Origin of the sequence: Actinophytocola sp. NPDC049390, from assembly GCF_044466355.1 — a bacterium.
Lineage (GTDB): Bacteria > Actinomycetota > Actinomycetes > Mycobacteriales > Pseudonocardiaceae > Actinophytocola.
In genome coordinates, this window is record NZ_JBITMQ010000007.1 from 121,016 (window position 1) to 144,967 (window position 23,952).

A 23,952-nucleotide genomic window follows, 5' to 3' on the forward strand; every position below is an offset into this window, starting at 1 on the left:
GGTGGCTGGGGATACGGGGCCCCAGCCACCAGCGCACCACGTCAGGCCTTCCTGCGGCGGCGGACGACGAGCATCGCGCCGAGGCCCGCGCCCACCAGGACCAGGCCGATCAGGACCGGCGCGAGGATCGACGCACCCGTCTGGGCGAGGTCGTCGTCGTTCTTCGGCTGCGGGGCCGGGGTGTCCTCGGTCGTCGTCGTGGCCGGCGGGGCCGTCGTGGTGGTGGTCGTCGTGGTGGTGGTCGACGTCGGCGGAGTGGTCGGCGCGGCGGTCCACTCGACGCTCGCGCCCGCGGTGAGCGTGGTCTTCTCCGCCTTCGCCACGATCAGCGACTGCGTCGCCTTCTCGTCGTAGTTCTCGCCGACGAACAGCCTGCCGGTGTCGACGGCCGCCGAGGCGGTCAGCTCGAAGTCACCGGCGCCGTCGGCGGCGCCCTCCGGCACGTCGACGTACAGCTCCGTGCCGTCGGCGATCGTGTCCTCGGTCAGCTCGGTGCCCTCCGCGTCGGTGATCTTCACGCCGTCGGGCAGGTCCGCGGCGAGGCCCTCGACGGTGCCGGACGTGGTGACCGTGAAGGGACCGATCCGCTCACCCGCGCCGCCGGACAGCGTGTCGGGGCTGACGGACAGGGTCGGGGTCGGCTGCTCGCCGATGCCCGTGTTGTCGTCGCCGGTCAGGTAGTCGTAGAGCGCTCGCGCGTCGGCCGCGTCCTCGTCGTCGGAACCGTCGCCCGACAACGGGTCGTCCTCGTCGAGTTCGACGCCGTCACTGAAGTGCCAGACCGCGGCCTGTGTCGCGGCGATGGCCTCGAGCGCGTCGATGCCGTCGTGCGCGTCGGGGAACTGGGCGGTCAGCGCGTCGAGGCTCTTGGCCGGGTACCCGTGGTGCAGGACCCAGTTGATCTTCGCGCGGTTCTCGTGGAACGGGGACTCGTCGTTCGGGTAGTCGTCCCACGGGCGCTCGACCATGTCGTGCGTCTCGTCGATGGGCGTGTGGATCTCGACGCAGTACATGCCGAGCTGGGTGCCGTCGGAGAGCGTGAAGCCGAGCAGGTTCGTGGGGATCGTGGCGAGCCAGTCGTCGCCGACGTTCACCTGGTACCCGATGACGTGCGCGTCCGGATCGACCTTGCCGGTGACCGGATCGGCGGAGGCGGGCGCGGCGCCGGCGACGAGAAGGGCCGCCGCCCCGACGAGAGCGGCTCTGATTCTGTTGGGCATGACACTCCTATGAGTCCATCCCCGACAGACGATCAGCGGCACTCTACAAGCTCGATCAACGATCTTGAGGCCGGGTTCGAATGGAAACGGCGAGTTGTCCACAGCCGTTCCGGTTATCCACAGTTTCCCGCCGCGCCCCGGATTTGTCGGCCCCCTCCGGTAGACTGGCATGGCGGGTGGCCCCCGGGATCGGGTGGGGGTTCGAGTACGTACTGAGTGGGGCGTTTTCGCAGGTCAGAGGCTGGCGTGAGGCGTGCGGACGTCCTGAAAGACGCTTTCGGGACGGTTTCGCCTCGAAAGCGTCTTTCAGGACATTGAATTGCTGACCCGGGTGCTGCCCGTCCGGCGAAACACCGCCTTTCAGTCGCCCGGGTGCCAGCCTCGGGCGTCGACGCCACCCGGAATCGGGGCCTTCGGGTCGTACGGGGTGCGGGTGAAGATGAACGTCGCCAGGTCGAGGTGGCTCACCGTGCCGTCCTCGTGGTGGTGCAGGCGCAGCGTTTCGCCCGCGTAGTAACCGTCCAGGCCGATCCACGTCCCCTGCCCGGTCGGGCGGAAGCGGGAGCCGCGGCCGCTGCCCGACGCCGGTCGCAGATCCACCCATCCGCCCGCCATCAGCCGCAGCACGAACGCCATCGGGCCCCAGTACCACTGGCCCGTCAGCGCCAGCAGGTCCTGCGACACCTCCGGGAGCGGGCGCCACTCCGCGGGCAGCGCGGGCTCGTAGTCGTCCACGAGCTTCAGCATGTCCGTGGTCAGCGCCGACACGCCCACGCCGGACGTCGCGTTCGTCAGTGCCAGCGCGCCGGTCGTCGTCGCCGGGTCCACCACCACGCTCGCCAGGAAGCCCGGCATCGAACCGCCGTGGCCCGCCAGCCTGCGGCCGTTGTCGCGCCACGTCTGGAAGCCCAGGCCGTAGCCCGTCGTCCACGCGGCACCGTCCTCCACCGCGGCGGGGGCGCGCATTTCCTCCACTGTGTCCGGGTGCAGCACGGTGCCCGAGTCACCCACGATGAACCGCAGCCAGCGGGACAGGTCCGTCGCCGTCGACCACAGTTGGCCTGCTGGGGCCATCGCACCGGCGTCCGGGGTCGGTTCCGGCAGCAGCACGTCCGCGTACGGGTGCACCGCCCAGCCCAGCGCGTGCGGCGCCTCGGGCATGGGGGTGGTGCGGCTCATCTCCAGCGGGGCGAGGATCTCCGTGTTGAGTGCGTCCACCCAGGACATGCCGCGCAGTTCCGCGACCAGCTGTCCCAACGTGCCGTAGCCGATGTTCGAGTAGTGGAACCGTTCCCCGGCGCGGTGCTTGAGCACGTCCTCGTCCACCCGGTCCAGCAACGTCGGCCAGTCACCGCCCAGGCTGCGCTCCCACCAGGGGCCGGGCGACTCGGACATGAGGCCGCCCGTGTGCGACAGCAGCTGTGCGATCGTCAGGTGCCCGAACGGCGTCCCGGCTACGTGCTTGTCGAGCGCGTCGTTCAGGTCCAGCCTGCCCTCGTCCCGCAACCGCATCACCAGCACCGCGATGAACGTCTTCGTGATGGAGCCGATGCGGTACTGGGTGTCGGTGGTCGGCGTGGCCCCGTCGACCTCGCCCCGCGCGCCGCTCCACAGCACTTCGCCGCCCCGCACGACCGCGGTGACGAGCGACGGTGCCCGGTTCTCCGCCTGTTCGGCGGCGACACGTCGGAGCAGTGCGAACTCGGTGGTCTGCAGCATGGCTCGCATTCTTACCGAACGAGCGTCAGGTTCGCGCCTCCGTGAGGTCGTTACCATTTGCCGCTGCCGCCCGGCCGCTGGTCATGGGAGCAGGCCGAGTGACATGGCCGTCGTCACGGCGGCGGTCCGGTCGGACACGTCGAGCTTGGCGAACGCGCGCAGCAGGTGGGTTTTCACCGTCGCCTCGGAGATGTGCAGCGTCCGGCCTATGTCGGCGTTCGTCAGGCCTTTCGCGACGAACCGGAGCACCTCGACTTCCCGTGCCGACAACGTTTGCCGCACCGGCCTGCGCACGCGGTCGACCAGCCGGCCCGCTACCGACGGTGCCAGCACGGTCTCTCCCCGTGCCGCCGCACGGATCGCGTTCGCGAGGTCCGTACGGGTCGCGTCCTTCAACAGGTATCCGGCCGCGCCTGCCTCCACCGCGCGCAGGATGTCCGCGTCGGTCTCGTAGGTGGTCAGCACGACGACCTTGGTTGACGGGTGTTCGGTAAGGATCCGTTCCGTCGCCCCGACGCCATCGAGGTCGCGCATCCGCAGGTCCATAAGGATCACATCCGCCTCGGCGGTCCGCGCGACCGCGACGGCCTCCTCGCCGGAACCCGCTTCGCTGACAACTGTGAGGTCCGGCTCGGCCTCCAGCATGCCGCGCAGTCCCTCCCGTACCACCGGGTGGTCGTCCACCAGCATCACCCGGATCACCGGGGCACCTCCAGTTCCACCTTCGTACCGTCAGGTCCACTGTGGACTGACAGTGTGCCCTCGACCTGTGCGGCGCGGGTTCGCATGCCGCGCAGGCCGAAACCGTCCGATGGCACGTCCGGGTCGAACCCGGCGCCGTCGTCGGCGACGGTCAGGTTCGCGCTCTCGTCGTTGACCCGCAACGAAACCGTCACGTTCCGCGCCTTCGCGTGCTTGCGGATGTTGGTGAGCGACTCCTGCACCATGCGCAGCAGCACCACCTCGAGCGTGGTCGGCAGTTCGACGCTGGAACCTGACGCCTGGTAGGTAACGGGAGTCCCGGTCTCCTCGGTGAACCGTTCGCACTGCCGCCGGATCGCCTGGTCGACCGAACCGGTGCCGAGTGCGGTCGGCATCAGGCCCGCGACGAGCGACCTGGCCTCCGTCAGGTTCTCCCGCGCGGTGCGGGCGGCGAGCGTGAGGTGCTTGCGCGCCTTCTCCGTGTCACTGTCCAGTTCGGACTCCGCGGCCTGCACCAGCGTCACCAGGCTCGTGAACCCCTGTGCGAGCGTGTCGTGGATCTCGGCGGCGAGGCGGGCCCGTTCCGCCGCGACCCCGGCCTCGCGGGAGAGCCGCCCGATCTCCTCACGGCTGTCCTCCAGTTCCTGGATCAGCTCCGCCCGTTCCTGGCTCTGCGTCACGACCCGCACGATCCACGTACCCATCAGCACCGAGAACAGGATCAGGAACAGGGTGCCGGGCACCAGCTGGCGGACGGCCGCGTCGACGCCAGCTTCCGCCAGCGCCGACACGACCGGCACCAGGTTGGCGCCGACGACGAAGGCGATGGCCTCGGCGAGGCACATCGACATGAACGCCATCGGGCACACCGCGAACAACGCGAACGACATCGTGGGCTCGAACGCGACGCCCAGCACGAGCAGCGCCAGGTTGACGCCCATGAAGATCCGCCCGCGCACGGGGGACTGGACCGCCGCGACGATGTTCGGCCTGCCGTAGCACAGGTACCAGACGGCCATGGCGGCCAGCGCGCCGACTGTGGCGACCTTGTCGGCGGCCGTCGCTCCCGGCTGCTGGACCAGCGCCACGACCAGCGCGATGGAGCCGATCGCGAAGAACACGTCCCACAGCCAGAACAAGCCGTCCCACGCGTCTAGCCCGCGCGCCGGTTGGTCCACCGGAACGTCAGCAGGCACAGCACCAGCCCGATCACGCACCAGCCGCCCAGCACCAGCGCCGTCTTCCCGAGTTCCCATGAGCCAGCAGCCTCCTGAACCATCATGCTGTCGGGTAGGAAGACCGAGCGAAAGCCCTGGGCCGCCCACTTGATGGGAAAGAGCGCGCCGACGGTGATCATCCAGTCCGGCAGCTCGCTGACCGGGATGTACACACCGGACATGAACTGCAGGCCGACGTAGGGCAGGTTGGTGACCGCCGCGGCGCTCTGCGCCGACTTCGCGACCGAGCTGGTCGCGATGCCCAGCAACGAACAGCTCACGATGCCGAGCACGAACACCCACGCGAACGTGAACCAGCGCCGCGGTTCCGTCGGCAGCGAGAGGTCGAACAGCAGCATGCCGACGGCCAGCAGCAGCACCACCTCGGCGATGCTCGCGACCGCGACCAGCACGACCTTGCCGACGAAGTACGCGGCGGCGGGCATCGGTGTGCCGCGCAGGCGCTTGAGCGTGCCGTCGTCGCGGTCCAGCGCCACTCCGATGCCGAGGTTGAGGAACGACGTGGCCACGATGCCCGCGCCGATCATGCTGGCGGAGAAGACCTGGCCGACGCTGACGCCGCCCGGGTACGCCTCGTCGAAGATCGAGCCGAGCAGGACGAGGATGAACGCCGGGAAGGTGAAGGTGAAGATCACCTGCTCCTTCGCCCGGAAGAACTGCCTGAGCTCGACCCCGCCCCTCGCGAGGCCGAGCCCGGCAGCGGACGGCAGGGCGACGGTGGTCATCGCGGTTCTCCGATCAGGCTCAGGTACGTGTCCTCCAGGCTGGGGCGGGTCACGGTCAGCTCCGGCAGCTCACGGCCCGCGGAGAGCTCGCGGACCAGCGCGGTCGGCGTGTCGGTCAGCCTTACCTGACGCCCGTCAGGTCCGAGCCAGCTCACCGTCGCCTTGGCGGTCGACCGGCCGGCGAGCGTGGCGGGGGTGCCCTCGGCGACGATCCGCCCACCGGCGATGACGGCGACGCGGTGCGCGAGCGCCTCGGCCTCGTCGAGGTAGTGGGTGGTGAGCAGGATCGTGGTGCCGTTGTCGGCCAGGTTCCTGATCAGCTCCCAGAACTGTCGCCGCGCCTCCGGGTCGAACCCGGTCGTCGGCTCGTCGAGGAACACCAGCTCCGGCCGGCCGATCACACCGAGCGCCACGTCCAGCCTGCGCCGTTGCCCGCCGGAGAGCGCTTTGACACGTGCGCCGGCCTTGGCGGCGAGCCCGACCTGCTCGATGACGTCGTCGACGTCGGCGGGGGCGGGGTAGTAACCGGCGAAGTGCCGGACGCTCTCGCGGACGGTCAGCTCGGCGGCGTCATTTGCCGTCTGCAGGACGATGCCCAGCCGTGCGCGCCAGGCCCGCCCGGCCGTGTCCGGGTCGGCGCCGAGCACCGCGACGTCGCCCGCGTCGCGTTTGCGGTGGCCCTCCAGGATCTCCACCGTCGTGGTCTTGCCTGCCCCGTTGGGGCCGAGCAGGGCGAACACCTCGCCCCGCCGAATGTCGAGGTCGACGCCGTCCACCGCGGTGACGCCGCGGTAGGACTTGCGCAACCCCCGAACCTTGATGGCCGTCATGGGGAAATCGTGTCCCCGCGACCGGGGCCGCCGGGACGTCCGCGCGACTGATTCCGGTTGTCAACCGATCGGTGGACGTCGCCCTCGATCGCGTCCGCCGAGTTGTCCACAGGTGCGTCAGTTGTCCACAGCTGACCGTTCGCGCCCTGGGTTTGTCGGTGGGCACCGGTAGACTGGCATGGCGGGTGGCCCCCGGGATCGGGTGGGGGTTGAGGTTACGTACTGGGGGCCGGGCTTTCGCGGTTTTCGCAGGTCGGCGAGGGTGGCACCGTTCCGGCTGCTGGGGATTTGGCCCGCCGTCCCGTCGACGGGACGGCAGGCGGGCGCCCCGCATGCATGGAACAGCGCCCAGGCTCGGAGGTCAGCGCGCCTTCGAGATCGCTTCCGGTCAGTAGTGGTTGACCGTGTCCCAGCCCTCGACCTCGTCGGGGCGGCGCGGGCCCGGGCCGATGTACTTCGCCGACGGGCGGACCAGACGGCCCGTCTGCTTCTGCTCCAGGATGTGGGCGCACCAGCCTGCCGTGCGCGCGCACGTGAACATCGCGGGCATCATGTGCGGCGGGACCTGCGCGAAGTCCAGGATCACGGCCGCCCAGAACTCGACGTTCGTCTCGATCGCGCGGTCGGGGCGGCGTTCGCGCAGTTCGGCCAGCGCGGCCTTCTCCAGCTCCGCCGCCACCTCGTAGCGGGCGGCGCCGAGTTCCTGGCACGTGCGCCGGAGCACCCGGGCGCGCGGGTCCTCCGCCCGGTACACGCGGTGGCCGAAGCCCATGAGCCGGTCGCCGCGGTCGAGGATGTTCGAGACCACCTTGCGGGCGTCGCCGACGGTCTCGACCTCCTCGATCATCGGCAGCACGCGGGCCGGGGCGCCGCCGTGCAGCGGGCCGGACATGGCGCCGATCGCGCCGGACATGGCGGCCGCGACGTCGGCGCCCGTGGACGCGATCACGCGGGCGGTGAAGGTCGACGCGTTGAGGCCGTGCTCGGCGGCGGACACCCAGTACGCGTCAACCGCGCGTACGTGTGCCGGGTCCGGTTCGCCGCGCCAGCGGGTCATGAAGCGCTCGGTGATCGTGGCGCACTCGTCGATGCGCTTCTGGGGGACGGCCGGGCGGCCGATGCCGCGGGCCGACTGGGCCACGTACGACAGCGCCATGACCGACGCGCGCGCCAGCTGCTCGCGCGCCTCGGCGTCGCTGATGTCCAGCAGCGGCTTGTAGTCCCAGATCGGGGCGAGCATCGCGAGCGCGGCCTGCACGTCCACCCGCACGTCACCGGTGTGCACCGGGATCGGGAACGGCTCCGCGGGCGGGAGGCCCTGGCCGAAACGGCCGTCGACCAGCAGGGACCACACGTCGCCGAAGGTGACCTTGCCTGCCAGGTCCTCGATGTTCACGCCCCGGTACCGCAACGCGCCGCCGTCCCGGTCGGGTTCGGCGATCTCCGTGCGGAAGGCGACGACGCCCTCCAGACCCGGGCGAAAGCCGTCGTCTGGCTCGGCCTTCCCGGGGGTGTCCTCGACCTGCCGCACCGCGCTGTGCATCGTTTATCCAGCCTCTCCGCCAGTCCCCGACCTGCCTCGCGCGGCCCTGCGCACAACGCCTTGACACCGCGCGGTCATCCAAGGTTCCTCCTATTTCCACCGCCGTGGCAATTGTCCCGGCCGGTGGTTTCGGTCACGATTAAGGAGAACGATTCAGAACGACGGCGTCTCCAGAGCGTGACGTTCGCGTTTCCAGAAGGGGTCGCCCGTCACGGGCGAAGACCTCGTCGGCCCCACGCCGGGTAGCCGCCGGGCATGCGCTCGCGGACCCGCCGCGGCCGCCACTCCGGCAGCACGCTCACCACCACGTGCACGTCCGGGAACCCGCCGCCAGTCGCCGTCGCGCGCGCACGCCACGAACGACAGGGCCGCCGCCGTCCACCGCCGCGTCCAGCCGGGCGCCGGTCCGCTCGACGCGCGCGAGGCGCGTCGGGATCGTCCGCCGCACCCACGAGCTGACCTCCTCGGCCGGCACCGCGACGGCCACGCGCCTGCCGCTCACCGCCTCGATCGTGTACGTGCTGCCGGTCAGGTCACGCCGGACTCGCGCCGGGCCAGATCGACGAGCCGCCGGATCTCGTGCCGCCGGGACCGGTCCCACGGCGCCTGCGGCCCGGGCATCGTCGCTGCTCACGGGTGTGGCGCGCAGGCGTGACGGAATCGGCCGGGACGCAATTGCCCCAACGATGTTTCATCGCGTCACCGGCACCCCTCGCGGCCGGTGAACGCGGTGGGTGTAAAACGGGGCGTCTCGGACGAGTCGCTCCGAGAGAAACGATCATACTGGTAATTACCGATTTCAGAATCTGGACCTGTTTGGAACAAGGGCCGAGGAGAGGTTCGATGGCTCAGGGCGCGGGAGCGCACGGCCGGATGTACCGCGGTGTGGATACCGAGCAGCGACGTGCGGAACGCCGGGAACGGCTCCTCGAAGCGGCACTCGACGAGTTCACCACCCGCGGTTATCACAAGACGAAGATCGCCGATCTGTGTGCGAAGGCCGGCGTTTCCACCAGGAATTTCTACGAGAAGTTCGCGAGCAAGGAAGCACTGCTCCTGGAACTTCACGCGCACATCAACACGGTCGCGATGAAGCGGATGCTTCCCGTACTGGAATCGCTCGCCGACACTGACGCACTGACTCGAATCACGACATTGGTTGACGTATTCGTCTCGGCTGTCACATCCGATCCCCGTTATCCTCGACTGAACTACGTCGAAGCGCCGGGAATCAGTCAAGCGATGGAGCGTCAGCACCAGGACTGGTTCACGCGCTACGTCGACTTCATCGCAGCGGAGTGTGATCGCGCCGCGACCGCCGGACTCGCGCCCGTGCGGGACTACCGGCTGACCGCGATCGCGTTGGTCGGTGCCGTCACCGGTCTCGTCCGCGAGTGGCAGGCACACGAGCCACCCCTGCCCGCGGACGCCGTGGCCAACGAGATCAGGGAGATCTTCATCGCCGCCATCACCCGTCCGGCGTAGCCTTCGGCGAGCACTGTGTTTCCAGATCGATTCAAGTGCGCCCCGTCACCCGGCGTGTGGTTTCGCCGCCGGTCGGGAACCCGTACCGTCGAAACGTGAGGTGACCCCTACGCGTCGAGGAGTTCAAGGATGGCGGACGCCGACATTGCCACGCCCGACATCGCCGTCGCCCTGCCGACGATGCGCGTGTCCTACGAAGAGGGCACCCTGAGCGAGGGTGAGCTGGCCGAAAACTGGCACCAGCAGCTTCAGGCGTGGCTGGACGACGCCATCAGGGCGGGCGCCCCCGAGCCCAACGCCATGGTGCTGGCGACGGCGAACGCCGAAGGCATCCCGTCGTCACGGACCGTGCTCATGAAGGGCCTCGACGCGCGCGGGGTCGTGTTCTTCACCAACTACACGTCCGCCAAGAGCCACGACCTGATGGCGACGCGGTTCGCCTCGGCGACGTTCCCCTGGTACTCGCTGCACCGCCAGGCCACCGTCCGCGGCACGGTCGAGAAGGTCAGCCAGGCGGAGACCAAGACCTACTGGGCGTCCCGGCCGCGTGGCTCGCAGCTCGGTGCGTGGGCGTCGCCGCAGTCCATCGTGGTCCGTGACCGCGGCACGCTGGAGAACGCGCTGGCCAACGTGGAGCGCCGCTTCGCCGACGCCGAGGAGGTGCCGGTACCGCCGCACTGGGGTGGCTGGCGCATCCGCCCCGAGGTCGTGGAGTTCTGGCAGGGCCGCCGCGACCGCATGCACGACCGCCTCCGTTTCAAGCTGACCCGCGACGGCTGGACCCTCGAGCGCGTCGGCCCGTAGGCACCGCGTACGAAAGGCGCGTTCGGCTGGTCCCGAACGCGCCTTTCGTCGTGTTCGGGCGTCGGGAAACTCACGCGCGACGAGGTCGTTAGCGCGCCTAAGCTTTGACGTGTGGGGGTAGCTACAACCAAACGGTCCAGGGTCGCCATCGACACGAGGCCGTTGCGCATACCCGCGTTCCGGCGGCTCTGGGTCTCCACGGCGATCGTCGCCGTCGGGTCGCAGTTCACCGTCGTCGCGGTGCCCAAGCAGATCTACGACCTGACCGGTTCGTCGGGGTTCGTGGGGCTCGCCGGTGCGTTCGGGCTGGTGCCGCTGCTGATCTTCGGTCTGTGGGGCGGCGCGCTCGCCGACGCGTTCGACCGGCGCACGGTCATCCTCGTGACCAACGTCGGCGTGGCGGCCACCTCGGTCGCGTTCTGGGTGCAGGCGGTCGTCGGCGCCAACGTGTGGTTGGTGCTGACCCTCCTCGCGGTCCAGCAGGCGTTCGTCGCGATCAACATGCCCACCCGCACCGCGGCCGTCGCCCGGCTCGTGTCGGCCGACCTGATCGCGCCCGCGACCGCGCTCACCGCCACCGTCGGCTCGTTCGGCATGGTGTTCGGGCCGCTGCTCGCCGGCGCGCTGATGCCGTTGGCCGGACTGCCGGTGCTCTACCTCGTCGACGCGATCGTGCTCGTCGCCGCCACCCTGATCGTCTCCGGCCTGCCGAAGATGGCGCCACTCGACGGGGTCAAGCGGCGGGCGGGTATCCGTGACATCGTCGACGGATTCCGGTATGTCGCCGCGAAAAACGTCCTGTTGGCAAGTTTCCTGCTGGACATCATCGCCATGGTCGCCGGCATGCCGCGTGCGCTCTTCCCCGAGATGGCCGAGCGCACCTTCGGCGACCCGCACGGCGGCGGGCTCGCGCTCGGCCTGCTCTACGCGGCCATCCCGGTCGGCGCGGTGATCTTCGGGCTGTTCTCCGGATGGCTGTCCAACATCGCCCGCCACGGCGTCGGCGTGACCGTCGCGGTCATCGTGTGGGGGCTCGCGATCATCGGGTTCGGCCTGGCCGGGCAGCTGTGGGTCGCGGTGACGTGCATGGTCGTCGCGGGCGCGGCCGACATGGTCAGCATGGTCTACCGCAGCGCCATCCTGCAGACCGCCGCGACCGACGAGATGCGCGGCCGCATGCAGGGCGTGTTCACGGTCGTCGTCGCGGGCGGGCCGAGGATCGCCGACGTCGCGCACGGCTGGGCGGCCGCGGGGGTCGGCACGGCGGTGGCGGCGTCGGGCGGCGGCGTGCTCGTGATCGTGCTGACGGTGATCGCCGTGGCGTGCCTCCCGGCGTTCTGGCGTTACCGCGCCACAACCGGATAGTTGGTGAAGAAGTAACCCCGGCATCTGGTCGAACCGGTGAAGATCGGGCATGCTCAAGGGTTATGGTGACCGAGAACACAGCTGCGCCCGAGGAGCAGTCGACCCTCAAGCGGGTCATGGGCTCGAAGCTCCTGTACTTCTTCGTGATCGGCGACATCCTCGGCACGGGCATCTACGCCCTGACCGGCACGGTCGCCGGCAAGGTCGGCGGTGCGCTGTGGCTGCCGTTCCTGCTCGCGTTCGTCGTGGCCTTCCTGACCGCGTTCGCCTATCTGGAGCTGGTCGGGAAGTACCCGAAGGCCGCGGGCGCCGCCCTGTACACGAACAAGGCGTTCAAGAAACCGTTCGTGACCTTCCTCGTCGCGTTCGCGGTGATGTGCTCGGGCATCACGTCGGCGTCGGCCGCCGCCATGGCGTTCGGCGGCACCTACCTGCCCGCCGCGTTCGACTTCGAGGTCACCGACACGACGAAGATCGTCGTCGCGGTGATCTTCATCGGGCTGCTCGCGGTCGTGAACTTCGTCGGCGTCGCGCACTCGGTGAAGGCCAACGTGGTGCTCACGATCATCGAGCTGTCCGGTCTCGCGATCATCATCTGCGTCGGCCTGTTCGCCGTCGGCGGTGGCGACGGCGAACCGGGCAGGCTGCTGGAGATCAACACCGCGGACCAGAGCTGGCTGCTCGCGATCACGGCGGCCACCTCGATCGCCTTCTTCGCGATGGTCGGCTTCGAGGACTCGGTCAACATGGCCGAGGAGTGCACCGACCCGCCACGGGTGTTCCCGAAGGCGCTGCTCGGCGGGCTCGCCACCGCCGCGGTGATCTACGTGCTGGTCGCGCTCACGTCGTCGCTGCTGCTCACGTCGAGTGAGCTCGCGGCCGCCGAGTCCGGCGCGCTGCTCAAGGTGATCGACGTCGGCGCGCCCGGCTTCCCGAGGTGGATCTTCGAGTGGATCGGCGTGTTCGCCGTCATCAACTCGGCCCTGATCAACATGCTGATGGCCAGCCGCCTGCTGTACGGCATGGCGAACGAACGGATCCTGCCGCGCGTGTTCGGCACCGTGCACCCGTTCCGCCGCACGCCGTGGGTGTCGATCATCGTCACCAGCGGCATCGCGGTCCTGCTGCTGATCTTCGCGGGCACGGACGGCGTCAGCGCGCTCGGCGGCACCACCGCGTTGCTGCTGCTGTGCGTGTTCACCGTGGTCAACATCGCGGTGCTGGTGCTGCGCAAGGACACCGTCGAGCACAACCACTTCCGCGCGCCGACGTTCGCGCCGGTGCTCGGTGCGATCCTGTGCCTGTACCTGGTGCTGCCGGGGCTGTCCGGCAAGACCGCCCGCGACTACTACATCGGGCTCGGGCTGATCGGCCTCGGCATCGTGCTGTGGGCCGTCAACTGGCTGGTGCTGCGGTCACGCGGCGAGCAGGACGCGGTGAAGCAGTTCGACCCGCAGGCGCTCAAGGACTGACCGTAGGCTCTCCTGGCATGACAGGAGAGCAGCTGGAGATCACGCACGGCCCCGCCCGGGCGGTCGTCACGACCGCGGGTGCGGGGCTGCGCGCGTTCGAGGTGGCCGGGGTGCCGTACGTCGAGACCTACGACGAGGAACCACCGATGGGGGCCGGTGCCGTGCTGGTGCCGTGGCCCAACCGGGTGGCGGCGGCGACGTGGACCCGTGACGGCGAGACGCACCACCTCGAGGCGACGGAAGCCGCGCGCGGCAACGCGATCCACGGCCTGGTGCGGCGCGCGCCGTGGACCGTGGTCGAGCACACGACGGCGTCGGTCACGTTGCGGGTGGCGGTCGACGGGGCACCGGGATGGCCGTTTCCCTTTCGCACCAGCATTTCCTACGAACTGACCGACGACGGGCTCACGGTGACCCACCACGTGGAGAACCGCGGCGAACGGGACATGCCGTTCGGCGTCGGCACGCACCCGTACCCGCGGCCGGGCACCACCGACGTCGACGACTGCGTGCTCACACTGGCCGCCCGCACCGTCCTGCCGGTCGACGTCGACACGATGATCCCCAACGGCGACCCGATCGACGTCACCGGCACGGACTACGACTTCAGCACGGGCAAACCGTTGCGGGAGGTCGAGCTGGACACCGCGTTCGGCGGCTGCGAGCCCGGCGACGACGGCCTGGTCCGGCACTCGGTGACCCACGCGGGTGGCGGCGTCGAGGTGTGGGCCGAGCCGGTGTTCGGCTGGGTGCAGGTGTTCACGCCGTCGGAGTTCCCCGGCAAGGGCGCGCGTGCGGTGGCGATCGAGCCGATGACGTGCCCGCCGAACGCGCTCAACACCGGCGTGGACCTGCTGTGGCTGTCGGCCGACGAGTCGTGGACGGGCCGCTGGGGCATCACCCCGCGGAACGCGTAGGTTGGTTGATCGTGAGCATCGCGATAACTGGTGGATACGTCGTTCCCGTCGACGGTGAGCCCATCGACGGCGGGACGGTGCTGGTCGACGACGGCGTCATCGTCGCGGTCGGGGCGCAGGCCGACGTGGACGTGCCCGACGACGCGGAGATCGTCGACGCGGCGGGCACGTGGGTCCTGCCCGGCTTCGTCGAGGCACACGGCCACGTCGGCGTCTATGAGGAGGGCGACGGCTGGGCGGGCGTCGACGTCAACGAGATGACCGACCCGAACGGCGCGCGGCTGCGTGCGCTCGACGGCATCAACCCGGCGGACGAGGGCTTCCGCGACGCGCTCGCGGGCGGCGTCACGACCGTCGTCGTGAAGCCGGGGTCCGGCAACCCCATCGGCGGTCAGACGGTGGCCGTCAAGTCGTGGGGCCGCACGGCCGACGACATGCTGGTCCGCCAGCCCGTCAGCGTGAAGAGCGCGCTGGGGGAGAACCCGAAGCGGATCTACGGCGACAAGGACAAGCTGCCGTCCACCCGGCTCGGCGTCGCCGCGGTGATCCGCGACGCGTTCACCAAGGCCCAGGACTACCGCGAGGCCCGCGAGTGGGCGATCCGCGAGGGCAAGCCGTTCGAGCGGGACACCACGTCGGAGATCCTCGTCCGCGTGCTCGAGGGCGAGCTGCCGTGGTGCCAGCACAGCCACCGCGCCGACGACATCGCGACGGCCATCCGGCTGTCGGAGGAGTTCGGCTACAAGCTGATCGTCAACCACGGCACCGAGGGCCACCTGATCGCGGACCTGTTGGCGGAGAAGGACATCCCGGTGATCATCGGCCCGCTGATCGTGGGCCGGTCCAAGGTGGAGGTGCGCAACCGGGCGCTGCGCAACCCGGGCATCCTCGCGCGGGCTGGCGTGGAGATCGCGCTGACCACCGACCACCCGGTGGTGCCGATCGACTTCCTCGTGCACCAGGCCACGTTCGCCGTGAAGGAAGGCCTCGACTCGGACACGGCACTGCGGTCGATCACCGTGAACCCGGCACGGATCATGTCGCTCGACGACCGCGTCGGCGCGCTCAAGCCCGGCCTGGACGCGGACATCGTGCTGTGGTCGGGCGACCCGCTCGACGTGATGAGCCGCGCGGTGCGGGTGTTCGTCAACGGCCGCCCGGTCTACCACTTCGACGAAACCACCAACCGAGGCGTAACAGCCTCCCCATACCACGAAGACCAGCACTAACCCCCGCGAGTCACGCCCTCAAACACCGCGAGTCACGCCCCCAAACACCGCGAGTCGCGCGCCCAAACACCGCGAGTCGCGCGCTCGCACATGCCGAGTTGTCGGTTTCGTGCACATCGCCGAGCTTGGCGTCTGCTGAAACTGACAACTCAGTGTGTTCGAGCGCGCGACTCGCGGTGTTCTGGAGCGCGACTCGCCGGGAAGTGTTGTGCGCTCGGACTCCGCGAGTCGCGTGCTCGGGCATGGCGAGTTGTCGGTTTCGTGCACGTCGCCGGGGCTTGGTGTCTGCATGAAACCGACAACTCGGTGTGTTCGAGAGCGTGACTCGCGGTGTTCTGGGGCGTGACTCGCGGGGTCAGGAGTTGCGTAGTTCGCGGGCGATGACCAGGCGTTGGATCTGGTTCGTGCCCTCGAAGATCTGCGGGACCTTCGCCTCGCGCAGGTAGCGCTCGACGGGGAAGTCGCGGGTGTAGCCGGCGCCGCCGAGGACCTGGACCGCGTCCGTGGTGACCTTCATCGCGGCGTCCGTGGAGACCAGCTTCGCGATCGACGCCTGGCGCTGGAACGGCAGCCCCCGGTCACGGCGGCGGGCGGCCTCCAGGTACGTCGCCCTGGCCGACTCGACCGCGGCCGCCATGTCGGCCAGCAGGAACTCCAGGCCCTGGAACTCGATGATCGGCTTGCCGAACTGCGAGCGGCCCCGCGCGTAGGTGACGGCCTCGTCCAGCGCCGCCTGCGCCAGCCCGACCGCGCACGCGGCGATGCCCAGCCTGCCCGAGTTCAGCGACGACAGCGCGATCCGCAGGCCCGCGCCCTCCGCACCGAGCAGGCGCGACGCGGGCACCTCGGCGTCGTCGAAGAGCATCTGCGTGGTCGGTGAGCCGGTCAGGCCCATCTTGCGCTCCGGTGGGGCCGCGGTCAGGCCCGGCGCGTCGGCCGGGACCAGCAGGCACGAGATGCCGCGGCCACCATCGGGGGACGTGCGGACCATGGTGGTGTAGAAGTCGGCCTGACCACCGTGTGTTATCCACGCCTTCACGCCGTTGACCACATACTTGTCACCCGTGAGCACCGCGCGACACGCCAGCGCCGCCGCGTCCGAGCCCGCCTGGGGCTCCGACAGCGCGTACGCACCCAGCAGTTCGCCGCCCAGCATGGTCGGGAGCCACTCCGCGCGCTGCTCGTCCGTGCCGTACTCGGCCAGCGCGAAGCACGACATCACGTGGACCGAGAGGCCGACGCCCATCGACATCCACGCGGTCGCGATCTCCTCGAGGACCTGCAGGTACACCTCGTACGACAGGCCACCGCCGCCCCACTGCTCCGGGTACGGCAGGCCGAGCAGCCCGCTGCGCCCGAGGAGCCGGAACTGTTCCCTCGGGAAACGTCCCTCCTCCTCGTACTTCGACGCCAGCGGTGACAGTTCGTCCCTGGCGATCTCCCTGGTCAGCTTGATGAGGTCGTCCGCGTCCCGGTTGGGGAGCAGTCGCTCGGCCGGCATGCCGTCTCCTCCGCAGGTCCATGCGTTGTGTGAGGCCGTAAAACAGTATGACGTCCTACTGTCGGGTAGTGAGGGAAAAGGTTCATGATCGTTGTCGGTGGTGAGGCTCTCGTCGACCTCGTGCCCGCGCCGGAGACGGTGCCCGGTGAGCTCGGGCCGCTCCTGCCGCTGCCCGGCGGCGGGCCGTACAACGTCGCGATCACGGTCGGGCGGCTCGGTGCGCCGGTCCGGTTCTTGTCGCGGCTGTCGACGGATTCCTTCGGGGACGCGCTACTCCGCAGACTTCAATTGTCCAATGTGGACACCTTGATGGTCCAACGTGGACCGGAGCCGACGACGCTCGCGGTCGCGGGAATCGCGGCGGACGGGTCGGCGCGCTACTCCTTCCACGTCGAGGGCACGGCCGACCGTGAGGTCGCTCACCCCGGCCCGTTGCCCCCCGACGTCAAGATCGTGTCCTTGGGCACACTCTCCCTCCTCCTCGAGCCCGGCGCGAGCCGCTACGAGCGGCTGATGCGTGAACACAGCGACCGCGGCGGGCTCACGGTCGTCGACCCCAACATCCGTCCGGCGATGGTGACGGACGCCACTGCCTACCGGGCGCGGGTCGCGTCGTGGCTGCCGGACATCGGGTTGCTGAAACTGTCCATCGAGGACGCGGAATGGCTGGCCCAGGGGAACGCCGACGAGGCCGTGACCGACTGGCTGGGTCGCGGGCCGGCGGCGGTGGTCCTGACCAGGGGCGGGGACGGCATCGTGGTGCGCACGGCCGCGGGCGTCGAGGTCGAGGTGCCCACGGTGCCCGCGACGGTGGTCGACACCATCGGGGCGGGCGACACCGTGCACGGAGCGTTGTTGGCATGGCTGCACAACAACGGCACAACGACTCCGGAAACACTTCACGCGGTGGACGCGGCGGCGTGGCGTGAAGCACTGACGTTCGCCGCGAGAGCCGCGTCGATCACCGTTTCCCGGGCCGGCGCGGAGCCGCCTTACGCTGCTGAGCTGGCTGTTCAGCCGTAAAGTGCGGTGTCCCACACCGTTCGGCCTTACCCACCGGCGCTGGGCGCACTAGCGTTAAGAACACAAGACGATTTTGTTGAGAGGGACACGCATGCCTGACGGGCAGAAAGACAACGGCGCGGCGGAATCCGTCGCCCTGCGCTATCCGGGCGGCGAGTACGAGATGACAGTCGCGCGCGCCACCGAGGGGTCGGACGGGATCAACGTCAGCAAACTGCTGTCGACCACCGGGCTCGTCACGCTCGATCCTGGGTTCGTCAACACCGCGTCGTGCTCGTCGGAGATCTGCTACATCGACGGCGACGCGGGCATCCTGCGGTACCGCGGGTACCCGATCGAGCAGCTGGCCGAGAAGTCGACCTTCATCGAGGTGAGCTACCTGCTCATCTACGGCGAGTTGCCGACGCAGACCCAGCTGGACGAGTTCACCTCGAAGATCAGCCGCCACACGCTGCTGCACGAGGACCTGAAGCGCTTCTTCGACGGCTTCCCCCGCGACGCGCACCCGATGCCCGTGCTGTCGTCCGCGGTCTCCGCACTGTCCACCTTCTACCAGGACAGCCTGCGGCCGTTCGACCAGGAGCAGGTCGAGATCTCCACGATCCGACTGCTGGCGAAGCTGCCCACGATCGCGGCGTACGCCTACAAGAAGAGCGTCGGCCAGCCGTTCCTGTACCCGGACAACTCGCTGGGGCTGGTGGAGAACTTCCTCCGCATGACATTCGGCTTCCCGGCCGAGCCGTACGAGGTCGACCCGGACCTCGCCCGTGCGCTGGACCTGCTGTTCATCCTGCACGCCGACCACGAGCAGAACTGCTCGACGTCGACCGTGCGCCTGGTCGGCTCGTCCGAGGCGAACCTGTTCGCGAGCATCTCGGCGGGCATCAACGCCCTGTTCGGCCCGCTGCACGGCGGCGCGAACAGCGCGGTCCTGGAAATGCTCGAGCGCATCCGCGACGACGGCGGTGACGTCGGCGATTTCGTCAAGCGCGTCAAGAACAAGGACCAGGGCGTCAAGCTGATGGGCTTCGGCCACCGGGTCTACAAGAACTACGACCCGCGCGCCGCCATCATCAAGAAGACGGCCGACGACATCCTGACCCGCCTCGGCGGCGACGACAGCCTCCTCGACCTGGCGAAGCAGCTGGAGGAGCACGCGCTGGCGGACGAGTACTTCGTCGAGCGCAAGCTGTACCCGAACGTGGACTTCTACACCGGCCTCATCTACCGCGCGATGGGCTTCCCGACGAAGTTCTTCACGGTGCTCTTCGCGCTGGGTCGCCTGCCGGGCTGGATCGCCCACTGGCGCGAGATGATGAACGACCCGGCCACGAAGATCGGCCGCCCGCGGCAGGTCTACACCGGACACACGGAACGCGACTACGTCCCGGTGTCGGGCCGCTAGAACGGAATGTGCTGAAGGACCCCTTCGGAACGCGTGAGCTGTTCCGAAGGGGTCCTTCAGCACTTCGAGCGCCCGGCCAAGCCACCCGAAAGCGCCGTTCGGAACATCGGCGCAATTCCGTCGCGCTTGCCCGCGCCCAGTACGTAACCTCAGGCCCCACCCATTCCCGGGGGCCACCCGCCATGCCAGTCTACCAGTGGGGGCCGACATTTTCGGGCCGCGGCGGGGAACTGTGGACAACCGGACCACCTGTGGACAACTCTCCCGACGAGGTCGCGACGTCAGTTCGTCAGGGCCTTCCGGTACAACCGCGTCGAGATCCGCACCAGTACCGCGATCACCGCCACGGTGGCCACGAGTGACAGCAGCACCTGCCACACCGGCACCGCCCCGAGCGCCAACCGCCCCGGCATGATCAACGGCGACAACGGTGGCACCAGCGACAACACCACCGTCAACAACCCGGACGGGTCCTGCGACAACAACGCGAACCCGAACGCGAACGCCACCAGCAACACCACGGTCACCGGCGTCAACGCGGCCTGCACGTCCTCCTGCCGCGAAACCCGCACCCCGACGGCGGCGAACACCGTGGCGTACAACAGAAAGCCGAGCAGGTACCACACCAGGCCCCAGACGAACGCGGCCACGGCGACACCGGTCGACACCAACACCTTCGTCGCCAGCGCGACCAGAAGCCCGACCGCCCCGACGACGAGCAGCTGGACCAACCCGGCCAGCCCCAGCCCGGCCACCTTCCCGCCCAACTGCTGGCCGGGCCGCACCACCGGCCACAGGAACTCCGCGACTCCGCCGAACCGCTCCGCCACGACGCCCTGCGCCACCAGCGACCCGTACAGCAGGAACCCCAGGTACAGCAACGCGACGACGACCAACGCGACCGCGTGCCGTTCGTCCCGGTGCGGGTCGGGCGACGACAACGTCCGCACGGTCACGTGCGCCTCGGCGACGTTGCGCAGCAGGCCGTCGACGTCCAGGCCCGTCGGGTCCTCCAGCGCGGCCAGCTGCCCGCGCAGCACCTGCTGCCGCACCAACCCGTTGAGCACGCCACGCAGCTCGTCGTCCAGCCCGCTGGACACCAGCACGGTCAACGCGGCGGGCGCACCGCTGACCAGAGCGTCGAGCCTGCCGTCGGCGACGCGGGCACGTCCGTCGGCGAGGTCGGTGACCTCCACGGTCCGCACGTCCCGCCCCACCTGCCGCGCTTCCTCGACGAGCTGCGCGGACACGGCGATCGCCTGGCCGTTCAACCCGATGGTCTCGCGGTGCCGGTCGTCGAACACCGCGCTCTGCGTCAGCACGAAACCGGCCAGCACCAGCGCGGACAGCACGGTGCCGAACACGAACGACCTGGTGCGCAGCCGCGCGGCGAGCTCCCGGCGGGCCACCAGCGACACGGTCCTGGCGGCGGTCATCCTGCCGTCACCACGTCGAACAGGTCGGCGAGCCGGGGCGGTATCCGGGTGAAACCGTGCACCGGGCCGGTCGCGAGCGCCGCGGTGAGCACCGCCTGGTCGTCGGTGCCGGGGGCGAGCGCGAGCCGGAACAGTCCGTTGTGGACCGCGAGCACGGTCACGCCGGGCAGCACCGCCGCCCAGTCCGGTGGCGCCGACGGCACGTCGACGAGCAGCTCCTGCCGTGCCGCGGCCAGGAGCTCACCGACCGCACCCTCCGCCACCACGCGTCCATTGTGGAGCACGACGGCACGGTCGCACAGCCGCGCCACCACATCGAGATCGGCACAGGCCACCAGTACCTTCGCACCGCCCGCCGCCCGTTCGCGAAGCATGGAGGTGAGCAGGTCGGCGGTGGCCTGGTCGAGGCCAGCGTACGGGTCGTCGAGCACCAGCAGGTCCGGGTTGGGGGTGAGCACGGCCGCGAGCCGCAGCCGGGCGCGCTCCCGCGGGGCGAGCTGCCGCACCCGGTCGCCGCGGCGGTCCCGCAGCCCGAACCGGGCCGCCCACAACTCCGCGTCACGCAGCGCCTCGTAGACGTCGGCGCCGTGCAGCCGGGCGACGTAGACGAGCTGGTCGAGCACCCGCATGCGCGGGTACAGGCCGCCTTCGGCCGGCAGGTAACCGACGCGGGCGCCGCTCCTGCGAACCTGACCGGCGTCAGGTTCGAGCAACCCGGCGGCGAGTCGCAGCACGGCGGTGGTCCCGGTCCCGGCCAGTCCCACAACCTCGCCGTGCCGAACCGTGAACGTGACGTCCTGGCAGGTCCCCTGCTCGCCGGAGCGCCTGGCGACCCGGTCCAGCTCCAGCACGCCGCGCCTCCCTCGACTGGTGTCCGTTACCAGTATCCAGGCCCGGCGACCACGGAAGATTACGGGCCGTCCCCGCGGGATTACCTTTGAAAATTGTTCGCGGAACTACGTCCTTCGGCGGAGTCGAAACGCGTAGGTTCTGGCGAGGATGCAGATGATCCACGAAGGACCATTGGAGTAACGACGCATGGACCCGGACAAGTGGTTCGCGCAGTACGACGAGAAGTTGAAGGCGGCTGCGGCCAGCGCGGACAAGGCGGAGAAGGCATTACGCACGGTTGGTGGGTCCGCCACCTCGCAGGACGGCGAGGTGACGGTCAGGGTGACCGCCAGCGGTGCGCTTTCCGACCTGGTGCTGCGTTCTGGAGCGCGTGACTTCGAGCCGGAGCACCTCGCGCGGGTCATCCTCGAGACCAGCCGGGCGGCGCAGCGGGACGTCGGCCAGCAGGTCGTGGACGTGATGACCAAGTTCGTCGGCGAGGGCGCGGCGTTGGAGGCGGTGAAGGAGTACCTGCCCGAGGGCTACACGGGTGACGGCAAGGACCAGCCGATGGACCTGACCGCCCACCGTGACACGAGGTCGGACGACGAGTACTTCGACAACCCGCCAGAAGTGATCAAGTAGAGCAGTCCACAGAGCGATCGGCGGATCCCATGGGTGATTTCAACGTACATGTAGGCGAGGTGCGAACACACGCGGAGACGGTCGGCTCGGTCGCCGCCAACGTGCGTTCGGTCGCCGGCGCGGCGCAGGACAACGTGTCCGGCGGCGCGTTCGGCCAGATCGCGGAGTTCTTCGCGTCGGCCATCACGAGCGCGGCGGGTGACGTGCGGCAGGCCATGAACGGCGCGAGCCAGACGGTCGACCAGGTGCAGTCCGGCCTCGTGCAGGTCGCGGACGACTACCAGGCGACCGAGGACCACCACACGCACGTGTTCACCGTGCAGGAGGCCGGGGAGGAAGTAGCCAGGTGAGCGAGACCCTTACCCAGCCGCGTACGACCGGCGGGACCACCAGCCAGGCGGAGAACCTGTTCACGCACATCAAGTCGACCGCCGACGCCATGGAGAAGGGCGACGTCCTCGGCTCCGCGATGGGCGTGACCAACGTGGCGATGGACGTGCTCAACATCGCGGGCGACCCGCTCGGCGCGATCAGCTCGGCCGGTCTCGGCTGGGTGCTCGGCGCGGTGTCGTTCCTGCGGGAGCCGTTCGACATCCTCAAGGGCAACTCCGGCGCGATCACCGGCTCGGCGCGGTCGTGGGGCGCCGCGTCGTCGAACCTGACGCAGGTGGCGGGCCACTACCGGTCCTCGTCGACGACGCAGACGCGGTCGTGGACCGGTGGCGCCGGTGAGGGCTACCGCAGGGCGAGCGGCAACCAGGCGAGCGGCCTCGAGGCGCTCGCGCAGGCCAGCAGGGCCGTGTCGGGGGCCATCACGCAGGCGGGGCAGGCCGTCGCGCAGGCCCGCCAGGTCGTGATGGACCTGATCAGCGAGGCCGTGCAGAAGATCATCCAGATCTGCATCGAGGCGCTGTCGAAGTCGTGGCTGTCGTTCGGCGCGTCGGTCGCGCTGGGCATCGCGCAGTCGACGCAGAAGGCCGTGCAGACCGGCATGAAGCTGGTCCAGCAGATCCAGAAGGTCGTCCAGACGCTGCAGAAGATCATCCAGGTCGTGCAGCAGATCATGCAGGTCGTCCAGCAGGTCAAGCAGTTGGTGGAGATGATCGGCGGCAAGGCCAGCGGCCAGCAGCAGGTCACGCCGAGCGCGCACCAGGTCCAGTACAACCCGAACGGGCAGTACTACCAGCCGAACGACGTCGGTCAGCGGCAGGACGCGCAGGCACAGACACTGCCGCAGAACGTGCCGATCCCGCAGGTGCGCCCGGCGGTGGAGACCGACCACCAGCACGACGGCCCCCGGTCGCAGAACGGGTGGCCGGTGAACCCGCCGCTCGTCACGCGCACCGTCCCGGGCACGGACGTGCGGCTGCGGGTCGCCGAGGGCCCGGCGGGTGACGTGCTCATCCACGTCGCCAGCCAGGTCAGCGCGCGGGTCGAGGACATCTCGATGAACTCCGAGGCGGGCGAGCGGGACGACTGGGCCTACGCGCACCGCAACGTCCGCGGCTCCGAGGCCGTCTCCAACCACGCGAGCGGCACCGCGATCGACCTCAACGCGACCCGGCACCCGCTCGCCGTGCGGGACACGTTCACCCCGGAGCAGAGCGCGGAGATCCGCCGCATCCTGGCCGAGGTCGACAACGTGGTCCGCTGGGGCGGCGACTACCGCGGCCGCGCCGACGAGATGCACTTCGAGATCGTCGGCAGCCAGGAGCAGGTCGCCGCGGTAGCGGCCCGCCTCCGCAACGCCCAGCAGTAACCCCGCGAGTCGCGCGCCAGAACACCGCGAGTCGCGTTCTCGGACATACCGAGTTGTACGTTTCGTGCAGACAGCCCGCCTTGGGCACCTGCACGAAACGTAC

At 69.6% G+C, this 23,952-nt stretch carries 22 protein-coding genes; 11 read left to right on the forward strand and 11 right to left on the reverse strand.

Translation table 11 applies throughout. From position 1 onward, the window contains the following. Nucleotides 1-41 precede the first annotated feature (41 nt). From ACIBVP_RS20990 to ACIBVP_RS21025, 8 genes are all read right to left on the reverse strand, one after another. Nucleotides 42-1,220, reverse strand: a complete 1,179-nt coding sequence (locus tag ACIBVP_RS20990) for a Cys-Gln thioester bond-forming surface protein (RefSeq protein WP_396107862.1) — start codon at nt 1,218-1,220, stop codon at nt 42-44. A 360-nt stretch (nt 1,221-1,580) separates the two neighbouring features. Further along, complete coding sequence (locus tag ACIBVP_RS20995) at nt 1,581-2,939, reverse strand: serine hydrolase domain-containing protein (RefSeq protein ID WP_396107863.1); 1,359 nt, start codon at nt 2,937-2,939, stop codon at nt 1,581-1,583. 81 nt (nt 2,940-3,020) lie between these two features. Next, the gene (locus tag ACIBVP_RS21000) at nt 3,021-3,641 is read right to left on the reverse strand and encodes a response regulator (protein WP_396107864.1); all 621 of its coding nucleotides are present in this window, start codon (nt 3,639-3,641) and stop codon (nt 3,021-3,023) included. Next, nucleotides 3,638-4,837, reverse strand: a complete 1,200-nt coding sequence (locus ACIBVP_RS21005) for a sensor histidine kinase (protein WP_396107865.1) — start codon at nt 4,835-4,837, stop codon at nt 3,638-3,640. The genes ACIBVP_RS21000 and ACIBVP_RS21005 overlap by 4 nt, the downstream gene beginning before the upstream one ends. After that, a complete protein-coding gene (locus ACIBVP_RS21010; protein WP_396107866.1) occupies nt 4,795-5,604 on the reverse strand; it encodes an ABC transporter permease in 810 nt (269 codons plus the stop codon). The genes ACIBVP_RS21005 and ACIBVP_RS21010 overlap by 43 nt, the downstream gene beginning before the upstream one ends. Then, on the reverse strand, nt 5,601-6,434 hold the full coding sequence (locus tag ACIBVP_RS21015; RefSeq protein WP_396107867.1) for an ABC transporter ATP-binding protein: 834 nt from the start codon (nt 6,432-6,434) through the stop codon (nt 5,601-5,603). Before ACIBVP_RS21015 ends, ACIBVP_RS21010 begins: the two co-directional genes overlap by 4 nt. 388 nt (nt 6,435-6,822) lie before the next feature. Further along, entirely contained in the window at nt 6,823-7,977 is a 1,155-nt protein-coding gene (locus ACIBVP_RS21020) for a citrate synthase 2 (protein WP_396107868.1), read from the reverse strand. Nucleotides 7,978-8,275: 298 nt separating this feature from the next. After that, nucleotides 8,276-8,479, reverse strand: a complete 204-nt coding sequence (locus ACIBVP_RS21025; protein ID WP_396107869.1) for a hypothetical protein — start codon at nt 8,477-8,479, stop codon at nt 8,276-8,278. A gap of 341 nt (nt 8,480-8,820) precedes the next feature. Here ACIBVP_RS21025 and ACIBVP_RS21030 point away from each other — a divergent pair, with 341 nt between their 5' ends. The 6 genes from ACIBVP_RS21030 (at nt 8,821) to ACIBVP_RS21055 (ending at nt 15,249) form a co-directional block, all read left to right on the forward strand. After that, entirely contained in the window at nt 8,821-9,462 is a 642-nt protein-coding gene (locus tag ACIBVP_RS21030) for a TetR/AcrR family transcriptional regulator (RefSeq protein ID WP_396107870.1), read from the forward strand. A gap of 129 nt (nt 9,463-9,591) precedes the next feature. Beyond that, nucleotides 9,592-10,266 (forward strand): pyridoxamine 5'-phosphate oxidase, encoded by a 675-nt coding sequence (pdxH, locus tag ACIBVP_RS21035; RefSeq protein ID WP_396107871.1) that lies wholly within the window; start codon nt 9,592-9,594, stop codon nt 10,264-10,266. 111 nt (nt 10,267-10,377) lie between these two features. Further along, nucleotides 10,378-11,631, forward strand: a complete 1,254-nt coding sequence (locus tag ACIBVP_RS21040; protein ID WP_396107873.1) for an MFS transporter — start codon at nt 10,378-10,380, stop codon at nt 11,629-11,631. 62 nt (nt 11,632-11,693) lie between these two features. Next, nucleotides 11,694-13,103 carry an APC family permease gene (locus ACIBVP_RS21045; protein ID WP_396107874.1) on the forward strand — a complete coding sequence of 470 codons (1,410 nt, stop codon included), beginning with the start codon at nt 11,694-11,696 and terminating at the stop codon, nt 13,101-13,103. Between the two features lie 17 nt (nt 13,104-13,120). Beyond that, nucleotides 13,121-14,020: an aldose 1-epimerase family protein gene (locus tag ACIBVP_RS21050; protein WP_396107875.1), complete on the forward strand. Its 900-nt coding sequence runs from the start codon at nt 13,121-13,123 to the stop codon at nt 14,018-14,020. A gap of 11 nt (nt 14,021-14,031) precedes the next feature. After that, nucleotides 14,032-15,249: an amidohydrolase gene (locus tag ACIBVP_RS21055; protein WP_396107876.1), complete on the forward strand. Its 1,218-nt coding sequence runs from the start codon at nt 14,032-14,034 to the stop codon at nt 15,247-15,249. 355 nt (nt 15,250-15,604) lie between these two features. Here ACIBVP_RS21055 and ACIBVP_RS21060 read toward each other — a convergent pair whose 3' ends face one another. Then, the gene (locus tag ACIBVP_RS21060; protein ID WP_396107877.1) at nt 15,605-16,750 is read right to left on the reverse strand and encodes an acyl-CoA dehydrogenase family protein; all 1,146 of its coding nucleotides are present in this window, start codon (nt 16,748-16,750) and stop codon (nt 15,605-15,607) included. A gap of 84 nt (nt 16,751-16,834) precedes the next feature. Here ACIBVP_RS21060 and ACIBVP_RS21065 point away from each other — a divergent pair, with 84 nt between their 5' ends. Both ACIBVP_RS21065 and ACIBVP_RS21070 read left to right on the forward strand, forming a co-directional pair. Continuing rightward, nucleotides 16,835-17,773: a carbohydrate kinase gene (locus tag ACIBVP_RS21065; RefSeq protein WP_396107878.1), complete on the forward strand. Its 939-nt coding sequence runs from the start codon at nt 16,835-16,837 to the stop codon at nt 17,771-17,773. 91 nt (nt 17,774-17,864) lie between these two features. Further along, on the forward strand, nt 17,865-19,178 hold the full coding sequence (locus tag ACIBVP_RS21070) for a citrate synthase (RefSeq protein ID WP_396107879.1): 1,314 nt from the start codon (nt 17,865-17,867) through the stop codon (nt 19,176-19,178). A gap of 281 nt (nt 19,179-19,459) precedes the next feature. Here the strand turns inward: ACIBVP_RS21070 and ACIBVP_RS21075 are convergent, their stop codons facing one another. Continuing rightward, complete coding sequence (locus tag ACIBVP_RS21075) at nt 19,460-20,614, reverse strand: ABC transporter permease (RefSeq protein ID WP_396107880.1); 1,155 nt, start codon at nt 20,612-20,614, stop codon at nt 19,460-19,462. Further along, nucleotides 20,611-21,465, reverse strand: a complete 855-nt coding sequence (locus tag ACIBVP_RS21080) for an ABC transporter ATP-binding protein (RefSeq protein ID WP_396107881.1) — start codon at nt 21,463-21,465, stop codon at nt 20,611-20,613. Before ACIBVP_RS21080 ends, ACIBVP_RS21075 begins: the two co-directional genes overlap by 4 nt. Nucleotides 21,466-21,652: 187 nt before the next feature. On the opposite strand from ACIBVP_RS21080, the gene ACIBVP_RS21085 reads away from it, so the two are divergent. From ACIBVP_RS21085 to ACIBVP_RS21095, 3 genes are read left to right on the forward strand one after another with little or no spacing between them, the layout of a single operon-like run. Further along, nucleotides 21,653-22,090: a YbaB/EbfC family nucleoid-associated protein gene (locus ACIBVP_RS21085; RefSeq protein ID WP_396107882.1), complete on the forward strand. Its 438-nt coding sequence runs from the start codon at nt 21,653-21,655 to the stop codon at nt 22,088-22,090. Between the two features lie 29 nt (nt 22,091-22,119). Then, entirely contained in the window at nt 22,120-22,440 is a 321-nt protein-coding gene (locus ACIBVP_RS21090; RefSeq protein WP_396107883.1) for a type VII secretion target, read from the forward strand. Next, nucleotides 22,437-23,849: a M15 family metallopeptidase gene (locus ACIBVP_RS21095; protein ID WP_396107885.1), complete on the forward strand. Its 1,413-nt coding sequence runs from the start codon at nt 22,437-22,439 to the stop codon at nt 23,847-23,849. Before ACIBVP_RS21090 ends, ACIBVP_RS21095 begins: the two co-directional genes overlap by 4 nt. Nucleotides 23,850-23,952: the final 103 nt, after the last annotated feature.

Excerpts from the sequence above, each read along its gene's own strand:
- pdxH (WP_396107871.1), top strand. The coding sequence starts at position 9,592 with ATGGCGGACGCCGACATTGCCACGCCCGACATCGCCGTCGCCCTGCCG.
- ACIBVP_RS21045 (WP_396107874.1), top strand. The coding sequence starts at position 11,694 with ATGGTGACCGAGAACACAGCTGCGCCCGAGGAGCAGTCGACCCTCAAG.
- ACIBVP_RS21020 (WP_396107868.1), bottom strand. The coding sequence starts at position 7,977 with ATGCACAGCGCGGTGCGGCAGGTCGAGGACACCCCCGGGAAGGCCGAG.
- ACIBVP_RS21015 (WP_396107867.1), bottom strand. The coding sequence starts at position 6,434 with ATGACGGCCATCAAGGTTCGGGGGTTGCGCAAGTCCTACCGCGGCGTC.
- ACIBVP_RS21010 (WP_396107866.1), bottom strand. The coding sequence starts at position 5,604 with ATGACCACCGTCGCCCTGCCGTCCGCTGCCGGGCTCGGCCTCGCGAGG.
- ACIBVP_RS21060 (WP_396107877.1), bottom strand. The coding sequence starts at position 16,750 with ATGCCGGCCGAGCGACTGCTCCCCAACCGGGACGCGGACGACCTCATC.
- ACIBVP_RS21065 (WP_396107878.1), top strand. The coding sequence starts at position 16,835 with ATGATCGTTGTCGGTGGTGAGGCTCTCGTCGACCTCGTGCCCGCGCCG.
- ACIBVP_RS20995 (WP_396107863.1), bottom strand. The coding sequence starts at position 2,939 with ATGCTGCAGACCACCGAGTTCGCACTGCTCCGACGTGTCGCCGCCGAA.
- ACIBVP_RS20990 (WP_396107862.1), bottom strand. The coding sequence starts at position 1,220 with ATGCCCAACAGAATCAGAGCCGCTCTCGTCGGGGCGGCGGCCCTTCTC.
- ACIBVP_RS21085 (WP_396107882.1), top strand. The coding sequence starts at position 21,653 with ATGGACCCGGACAAGTGGTTCGCGCAGTACGACGAGAAGTTGAAGGCG.
- ACIBVP_RS21050 (WP_396107875.1), top strand. The coding sequence starts at position 13,121 with ATGACAGGAGAGCAGCTGGAGATCACGCACGGCCCCGCCCGGGCGGTC.
- ACIBVP_RS21075 (WP_396107880.1), bottom strand. The coding sequence starts at position 20,614 with ATGACCGCCGCCAGGACCGTGTCGCTGGTGGCCCGCCGGGAGCTCGCC.
- ACIBVP_RS21090 (WP_396107883.1), top strand. The coding sequence starts at position 22,120 with ATGGGTGATTTCAACGTACATGTAGGCGAGGTGCGAACACACGCGGAG.
- ACIBVP_RS21070 (WP_396107879.1), top strand. The coding sequence starts at position 17,865 with ATGCCTGACGGGCAGAAAGACAACGGCGCGGCGGAATCCGTCGCCCTG.
- ACIBVP_RS21030 (WP_396107870.1), top strand. The coding sequence starts at position 8,821 with ATGGCTCAGGGCGCGGGAGCGCACGGCCGGATGTACCGCGGTGTGGAT.